4 protein-coding genes are annotated in these 2,423 nt (G+C 66.5%); 2 read left to right on the top strand and 2 right to left on the bottom strand.

Features of this window, described 5'->3' with window-relative positions; translation table 11 throughout:
- Positions 1 to 443, bottom strand: a 443-nt coding sequence (locus VF662_RS08165; protein WP_464139728.1) for an SPFH domain-containing protein, incomplete at its 3' end; no start/stop codon positions are given.
- 156 nt (positions 444 to 599) lie between these two features.
- Between VF662_RS08165 and VF662_RS08160 the strand changes: the two genes are divergently transcribed.
- Positions 600 to 1,535, top strand: coding sequence for an isoaspartyl peptidase/L-asparaginase family protein (locus VF662_RS08160; RefSeq protein WP_464139726.1), 936 nt, complete (start codon positions 600 to 602; stop codon positions 1,533 to 1,535).
- Positions 1,536 to 1,636: 101 nt separating this feature from the next.
- Here VF662_RS08160 and VF662_RS08155 read toward each other — a convergent pair whose 3' ends face one another.
- A complete protein-coding gene (locus VF662_RS08155) occupies positions 1,637 to 1,831 on the bottom strand; it encodes a hypothetical protein (protein WP_464139724.1) in 195 nt (64 codons plus the stop codon).
- Positions 1,832 to 1,911: 80 nt separating this feature from the next.
- On the opposite strand from VF662_RS08155, the gene VF662_RS08150 reads away from it, so the two are divergent.
- Positions 1,912 to 2,423: S1/P1 nuclease (locus VF662_RS08150; protein ID WP_464139722.1), on the top strand; the 512-nt coding region annotated here is incomplete at its 3' end.

The raw sequence follows: 2,423 nt of genomic DNA, 5'->3' as shown, positions 1-2,423 counted from the left end.
GCCGTATCGGTGACGCGCCAGACGACGTTCGAGGCGATCTCGATCGGGTTGCCGCGCAGATCGTTCACCTTCAGCCGCTCGGACGTGACGTTGTGGACCCGGGTCGAGATCTTGGTCCGCGTCAGCCACGGCAGCCGCCAGCGAAGGCCCGAGCTGCGGTCCGTGCCGCGATAATCGCCGAACAGCAGGATCGCCGCCGCCTGGTTCGGCTGCAGGAAATAGAAGCCGGCGGCAACGAAGGCGGTCGCAAGGCCGCCAACGGCCATGAGGATCAGCCCGGCGTCCTCGTTGCCGCCGGCCGCGATTCCGAACCCGGCGAGCAGGACTGCCACCGCCGCCAGAAGCACCAGCAGCATCACATAGCCGTTCTGAGTCGCGGCCTGCCGTTCTTCGGACAGCCGCAGCGCTTTCAGATCGCTCGAACCTGTTGCAGACGTCGCCATCATTTCCCTCCCTGGAATGATGATATCATAATTATATGACCGGAGAGTCGTCAAGCGCATTCGGAAGCGCAGGGCGGGGGCGGGTGGCGGCGGCGGCGCTTTGTGGCTATGCGGGCGCCTATCCGCTTGATACCCCTGCCCTCGGAGCCTTCACCGATGACCAGTTCCGACCAGCCGCATGCCTGGAAGATCGTGGTCCATGGCGGGGCGGGCATTCTCGAACGCGACGTCATTGGCGCGGACCAGGAGCGGGAGATCCGCGCAGCTTTGGCCAATGCGCTCGAGGTCGGTTCCGATATCCTCACCGCGGGCGGAAGCGCGCTCGACGCGGTGGAGGCGGCGGTCAAGAAGCTCGAGGACAATGCCCATTTCAACGCCGGCCGCGGCTCCGTCTTCACCTACCAGGGCACGACCGAGCTCGATGCGGCGATCATGGAAGGGCGCGAGCGCCGCTCCGGCGCCGTTGCGGGCGCCACCGCCACCCGCAATCCGGTGAGCCTTGCACGCGCCGTCATGGAAAAGAGCCCGCACGTGATGCTGAGCGGCGGCGGCGCCGATCAGTTCTCGCGCGACCAGGGGCTGGAGCAGGCGGGGCCCGAATGGTTCTCCACCCCCGCGCGGCGGCAGGCGCTCGACGATATGCTCAGCAACAGGGACGGCTGGTTCGACGTCGACATGAAATACGGCACCGTCGGTGCGGTGGCGCTCGACACTGGAGGGCATGTCGCCGCAGCGACCTCGACGGGCGGGATCACCGGCAAGCGCTGGGGCCGGATCGGCGACAGCCCGATCATCGGCGCCGGCACCTACGCCGACGACCGCGCCGGCGCCGTTTCCGCAACCGGATCGGGCGAATATTTCATCCGCGAGGCGGCCGCCCACGAAATCTGCGCGCGAGTCCGGATGCTCGGCCAGACCGCCAAGGCGGCTTCCGATGCTGTCATCGCCGAAGTGGGCGAGCTCGGCGGCACCGGCGGCTTCATCTTCGTTTCGCGTTCGGGCGAAGCCGGCTGGTCGTTCAACAGCGCCGGTATGTATCGCGGCAAGGCATCAGCCGATGGGATGGTCGTCCAGATCTTCGGCGACGAATGAACCCGGCCCGGATGCAAAGCGCCCCGGACGATCCGGGGCGGGAGGTGGATCGCTGTCGGGGTGGGCGTTCCGGGAGCAATCAGGTTTCTGTTCTGGTTTCCTCAGCCCGCGGCCTCGGCTTCTCGGGAGGCGAAGGTCTTCACCTTCCTGTCCCCGCACCAGAGCTCCATCGGATGACCTTCGTCCATCGACCTGGCGACGCGCACGGCCTCGACATCGTCGAGGGCGGCGATCCGATCGGAGGCGATCGGCTGGCCGCCTTCGGCCTTGAAGGTATCAAGCCGGTAGAAGAGCATCTGGGCACCTCCGGGGACTCGGTCGAGTCGAGCCTCACTATATCAGCAAGCTTCGGCCGGGATTATGGTTAAAGGGACCCATGCGTAGATTCTTTCTCTTCCTCGCGCTCCTCCTCGCTGCCTCCCCGGCTGCGGCATGGTGGGAATATGGCCATTGGACCGTCGCCCGGGTCGCCGAGGCAAGGGTGAAGCCGCAGACGCGGGCCGCGATCCAGCGGCTGATCGCCCGGTCGGCGCTGCTCGAGACGCCGACCTGCCCGATCCGCAACATCGCCGATGCAAGCTATTGGCCCGATTGCGTGAAGACGCTCGGCGAGCGGTTCAGCTACGCCTCGCCCTGGCATTATCAGAATGTCGACATCTGCAAGCCGTTCGACATCAAGACGCCCTGCCGCGACGGCAATTGCGTCTCCGCCCAGATCGATCGCAACGCGAAGCTGCTTGCCGACAAGACGCTGCCGGTGCGCGAGCGGGTGATGGCGCTCGCCTTCCTCGTCCACTTCGTCGGCGATCTCCACATGCCGCTCCACGCCGGCGACAAGGGCGATCTCGGCGGCAACCGCTTCCGCGCCTCCTACGGAGTCATCAAGGG

Origin of the sequence: Allosphingosinicella sp. (genome assembly GCF_036387215.1) — a bacterium.
Taxonomy (GTDB): domain Bacteria; phylum Pseudomonadota; class Alphaproteobacteria; order Sphingomonadales; family Sphingomonadaceae; genus Allosphingosinicella.
Note: the sequence above shows the minus strand (reverse complement) of the source record. Positions and strands in the feature narration are given on the sequence as shown.